Origin of the sequence: Thermus sp., from assembly GCF_040290245.1 — a bacterium.
Lineage (GTDB): Bacteria > Deinococcota > Deinococci > Deinococcales > Thermaceae > Thermus_A.
Genome location: NZ_PSMQ01000094.1, coordinates 1 through 4,229, shown reverse-complemented (window position 1 = coordinate 4,229; position 4,229 = coordinate 1). Strand labels below are relative to the sequence as shown.

General features: G+C 65.4%; 5 protein-coding genes. 1 reads left to right on the top strand and 4 read right to left on the bottom strand.

The features are described from left to right. On the top strand, positions 1-425 hold a 425-nt coding region (locus C4301_RS09415; RefSeq protein WP_352414821.1), incomplete at its 5' end, for an NAD(P)H-dependent glycerol-3-phosphate dehydrogenase. 4 nt (positions 426-429) lie between these two features. Here the strand turns inward: C4301_RS09415 and C4301_RS09410 are convergent. Genes C4301_RS09410 through gatB form a run of 4 tightly spaced genes read right to left on the bottom strand, consistent with a single transcriptional unit; the run spans position 430 to position 4,212 of the window. After that, a complete protein-coding gene (locus C4301_RS09410) occupies positions 430-1,146 on the bottom strand; it encodes an alpha/beta fold hydrolase (RefSeq protein WP_352414820.1) in 717 nt (238 codons plus the stop codon). Between the two features lie 4 nt (positions 1,147-1,150). Continuing rightward, complete coding sequence (locus C4301_RS09405) at positions 1,151-1,780, bottom strand: histidine phosphatase family protein (protein ID WP_352414819.1); 630 nt, start codon at positions 1,778-1,780, stop codon at positions 1,151-1,153. Further along, complete coding sequence (purM, locus tag C4301_RS09400; protein WP_352414818.1) at positions 1,777-2,772, bottom strand: phosphoribosylformylglycinamidine cyclo-ligase; 996 nt, start codon at positions 2,770-2,772, stop codon at positions 1,777-1,779. Before purM ends, C4301_RS09405 begins: the two co-directional genes overlap by 4 nt. 6 nt (positions 2,773-2,778) lie before the next feature. Then, positions 2,779-4,212 (bottom strand): Asp-tRNA(Asn)/Glu-tRNA(Gln) amidotransferase subunit GatB, encoded by a 1,434-nt coding sequence (gatB, locus tag C4301_RS09395; RefSeq protein ID WP_352414817.1) that lies wholly within the window; start codon positions 4,210-4,212, stop codon positions 2,779-2,781. Between the last annotated feature and the right edge of the window lie 17 nt (positions 4,213-4,229).

Sequence of the window (4,229 nt, the reverse complement as noted above, 5' to 3'; positions counted from 1 at the left end):
TTAAGAACGTTCTGGCCCTGGCGGCGGGGATGGTGGACGGCCTCCGCTTGGGGGACAATGCTAAGGCCGCCCTCCTCACCCGGGGGCTGAGGGAGATGATCCGGTTCGGCACCGCTTTGGGGGGGCGGGAGGCTACGTTTTACGGACTGGCGGGGCTGGGGGACCTTTTGGCCACCGGGTATAGCCTCCATTCCCGCAACCGCGGGGCGGGGGAGAGGCTGGTCCGGGGGGCGAGCCTGAAGGAACTCATGGAGGGCAGACAGGTGGTGGAGGGGCTTTTCACTGTCCAGGCTCTGGTGGAGTGGGCCCGGGCGGGGGGGGTGGAGCTGCCCATCTTTGAGGCGGTCTACCGGGTGGCCTACGAGGGGGAGGAGCCTCTAAGGGCCCTTTCCCAGCTCATGGCCCGGGAGCCCAAGGCGGAGTAGGGGCCTAGACCTTTAAGCCCACCTCGAGGAGGAAGCCCAGAAGGGCGGTGCCCCAGGCCTTGGGGTTCTCCAGGTTGGAGAGGTGGCCCGCCTCCGGGACGATGAGCAGCCGGGCATCCGGCAGAATCCTGGCCATCCTTTTGCCCTCCTCGGGAGGGGTGAGGGTGTCCTCCTCCCCGAAAAGGAGGAGGACCGGTATGCGGATCTCGTTTAGGAGCGGGGTGGAGTCGGGCCGGTGGGCCAGGGCGAGGAGGCTTTCCGCCACCTGTTCCGGCCTGGCCTCGAGGATGAGGCTTCGGACGGTTTTGAGGATCTCTGGCCGCGCCTGGCTTGTCGGCCCCAGGTGGCTTTGGAGAAGGGCCTCGGGCAGGAAGCCCACCCCTTCCTTCAGGACCCTTTCCCGCAGGGCGTACCGGGTCCTTTTGGCCTCCTCCGTGTCCGGACCCGCCCGGGTATCCGCCAGAACCAGGCCCAAGACCCTTTCCCTGGCCAGACTGTAGAGGCGGAAGGCCAGGTACCCCCCCATGGAAAGCCCGACGAAGACAGCCTTTTCCATTCCCGTTTCGTCCATCAGGGCCAGGGTCTTCCGGGCCGCCTCCTCCAGGGAAAGGCCCAGATAGAAGGGCGCAAGAAGGGGCACCCGTCCCTGTAAAAGCTCGGTCTGGGGGGCCCACATCCCCGGATTGTAGGGGAAGGCATGCAGAAAAACGATGCCGTTCATGCTTCTACTTTAAACTTTCATCGGAGAGGTGGTCGGCCCAGGTCTCGAGGTGGCCCACATCCCCCACACACAAGACCTCTTTTCCGGGAAAGAGGATGCGGGTGATGGAGGTGTTCTGGATGTGAAACCGCCGCCAGGCCTCCCCGTTCAGGTCCAGGGCGAGCTTAAGGGCGGCTCGGATGACCCCGCCATGGGTGACCACCAGGTGGCGGCCGGGGGGAAGGTCCTGGAGGAAGGCCTGGAGCCGGCTGGCCACCTGGGCCATGCTCTCCCCCCCGGGCCTTGGGGTGTTCCAGGGGTCCTGGGCGGCTTGGGCCAGGAACTCGGGGAAACGCGCCTCCGCCTCCTGGCGGTTTAACCCCGCGAGCTCACCCACATCGATTTCCCGCAGAAGGGGGGTGGTGAGGAGGGGGAGGCGGAGGGCCTGGGCTAAAGGGGCGGCGGTCTCGGCGGCCCGCCGGAGGTCGGAGCTGTAGAGGCTGTCAAAACTCTCTTGGCTTCGCGAAAGCCGCTCGGCGAGCCGGAAGGCCTGGCCGATGCCTCTGGGGGAGAGGGGGATGTCCAGATGCCCCTGGAAGCGCTTGTTTGCGTTCCACTCCGTCTCCCCGTGCCGGATGAGCCAGACTTCTTTCATACCCACCGGATGCCCTCGCCCTCCACCACCCGGCCCACCGGGTAGGCCACAACCCTCTTAAGGGCTTCCTCGAGGCTCTCCTCGGGCAGGATGGCGACCATCCCTAGGCCCATGTTGAAGACCCGGTACATCTCCTCCTCCGAAACCCCTCCCAGGGCCTGGAGGTAGGGAAAGATGGGGGGAATGGGCCAGCTTCCCTTTTGGATCTCCGCCCCTAGGCCCCGGGGAAGGGCCCGGGGCAGGTTTTCATAGACCCCGCCCCCGGTGATGTGGGCCAGGGCCTTGAGGCCCAGGGGCTTTAGGGCTTCCACCTCCCTCAGGTAAAGGGGGTGAGGCCGGAGAAGCGCCTCTTTTAGGCTTTCCCCGAGCTCGGGCACCGGGGCTTCGAGATCCTTGCCCGCCACCAGCCTGCGGATGAGGCTGTACCCGTTGGTGTGGGGGCCGTTTGCGGGCAGGGCCAGGAGGATCTCCCCTGGCCGCACCCGTTCTGGGCCCAGGATCTCGTCCTTCTCCACCACCCCCAGGATCGTGCCCGCCAGGTCCCAGGCCCCCTCTTGGTAGACCCCGGGCATCTCCGCCGTCTCCCCAGCCAGAAGAGGGATGCCCACACTCCGGCAGGCCTCGGCCATGGAGGTGAGGAGGGCTTCTAGCAGCGTGGGGGAGAGCCTCGAGGCCGCCAGGTAGTCCAGGAAGAAGAGGGGCCTTGCCCCCTGGGCCAGGATGTCATTGACCGAGTGGTTCACCAGATCGAACCCCAGGCCTGAGACCTCCCCCGCCTCCAAGGCCAGGAGAACCTTGGTCCCCACCCCGTCCGTGGAGGCCACCAGAACCGGGTGGCGCATGGCCTTTAACCCCTCCGCGTCGAACATTCCTCCGAAGGCCCCAAGCCCCTTGAGGACCTCCGGGGTGTAGGTGGCCTCCAAAGCCCCCTTGGCCCGTTTCAAGGCCTCTGCCTTCTTTTCGATGTGGACCCCTGCGTCCTCGTACCGCATCCCTCGCTATCCTACCCCAAGGGCCTTCCGGAGGAGGGCGCGGACCAGGTCCGGCTTGGCCTGGCCCTGGGTCTTTCGCATCACCTGGCCCACCAGGGCGTCCATCGCCTTGAGCTTCCCCTCCTGAACGCTCTTTGCCGCCTCGGGCATGGCCTGGATGACCTCCTGGACCACCCGCTCCAAGGCGCCTTCATCCGTCACCGCCTTAAGTCCCCGCTCTTCCACTAACTTTTCTGGGTCTTCTCCCAGCAGGAGTTCCGGCAGGAGGTCCTTGGCGGTGCGGCTTGTGATCTCGCCCCGCTCGAAAAGCTGAACCAGGCGGGTGAAGGCGGAGGGGGTTATGCGGGTCTTTTCCAAGGAGATCCCCCTATCGTTCAAAAGCCCCGAAAGATCCGCCAGAAGCCAGTTGGCCAGGGCCTGGGGCGAAGCCTCCCCTAGGGCGAGGGCCTGGTCATAGAACCAGGCCAGGGAAGGGGTGTAGGCCAGAACTTCCGCGTCCTTGGGCTTGAGCCCCAAAGCCAGGTAGCGGGCCTCCTTCTCCCAAGGGAGCTCGGGCAGCCCCCTTCTCACCTCCTCCACCCAAGCCCTGGGGATCGGCACCGGGGGAAGATCCGGTTCGGGGAAGTAACGGTAGTCCGCCTCCTCCTCCTTGGTGCGCATGGGGAAGGTCTTCCCGCTTCCCTCGTCGAAGGCCATGGTCGCCGGCCTCACCCGCTCGTTCCGCCTCAGGATCTCCGTCTGACGGCGGATCTCGTACTCCAAGGCCCTTTGAACGCTTTTGAAGGAGTTGAGGTTCTTGATCTCCACCTTGGTCCCTAAAGCCTCGCCCTTTCGGCGCACACTCACGTTTACATCGGCCCGGAGCTTCCCCTCCTCGGGGGTGGCCTCCGATAGGCCCAGGGTCTGGACCAAGGCCTGGATGCGCTGGAGGAAAAGCCGCGCCTCCTCCGGGTTCTTGAGGTCCGGTTCGGTCACCAGCTCGATCAGGGGGCTTCCCGCCCGGTTGAGGTCGAGGAGGGTTCGGTCCTCCAGGTGGAGGCTTTTCCCTGCGTCTTCCTCGAGGTGAAGCCGCCTGATCCGGATGGCCCTTTCCCCGAAGGGCAGTCTCCCCCCTAGGCCGATGGGCAGGTCGTACTGGGTGATCTGGTAGTTCTTGGGCAGGTCGGGGTAAAAGTAGTTCTTTCGGTGGAAAAGAAGCCGCTCGGGAACCTTGCTTTGCAGGGCCAAAGCGAGGCGAAGGCCGTACTCCACAGCCCTTTTATTGGGTACGGGCAGGCTTCCGGGGAGGCCCAGGCAGACTGGACAGGTCTGGGCGTTGGGGGGGCTTCCGAAGTAGTCCGCCCGGCAGGCGCAGAACATCTTGGTCTCGGTCCGAAGGTGCAGGTGGACCTCGAGGCCGATGGCGGCTTCAAACCCTTCGGGCAAAAAGAAACCCGCCATGCCTTAGAGCTTACTGG